Annotated in this window: 1 protein-coding gene; it reads left to right on the forward strand. The window is 63.3% G+C overall.

What is annotated here, in order from left to right; genetic code table 11:
- Positions 1–597, forward strand: a 597-nt coding sequence (locus tag EOA60_RS38035) for a hypothetical protein (protein ID WP_206628462.1), incomplete at both ends; no start/stop codon positions are given.

Here is a 597-nt window from a genome sequence, read left to right on the forward strand (position 1 = left end):
GGTGACGGAGATCCGGACAAAGTACCGGATCCAGGCGCCCGAGCTGAAATCGAAATCGCTGCGCAAGCGCGACAATTGGCCGGTGATCGCGCTCGACCTTGCGCGGCGCGTCAGCGGCCGCGCGATCGTGATCGCCGCCGACAAGCGTCTCAATCTCGGCGGCAAGGCCTTCGAATATCTGTTCGAGCCGGTGCTTGCCGCGAAAAACTGGCTGTTCTACCGCTACGATCTGCATCGCTTTGTCATGAACGCAATGCACCGCATCCTGTTCGCCGCCGGCCAGCCTGTGCCGCAGCTGGCGCACGAGCTCCAGGCCTTCATGAAATCCTTCGATCCGGCCGACGCGCCGAGGCTGTTCGCAGCGGCGGCCGCCGATAAGGAGAGCAGCGAAGTCCTCGACTGCGTGCTGCGCTTTGCGCGCGGCTACGGCAAGACCATCGCCAAAGAGACAAAACACCTGCGCGCCGACGCAAGCCAGACGGGAAAGTGGACGCTCGATCTGACCACGACCTGCCTGTTCAGCCTGATCCTGCACGGCTGGGGCCATCGCCACGAGCGGCTCGACATTTTGTGCGACGATTCCAAGCCGCTCAAAGC

Source organism: Mesorhizobium sp. M1A.F.Ca.IN.020.06.1.1 (assembly GCF_004023265.1).
Classification (GTDB): domain Bacteria; phylum Pseudomonadota; class Alphaproteobacteria; order Rhizobiales; family Rhizobiaceae; genus Mesorhizobium.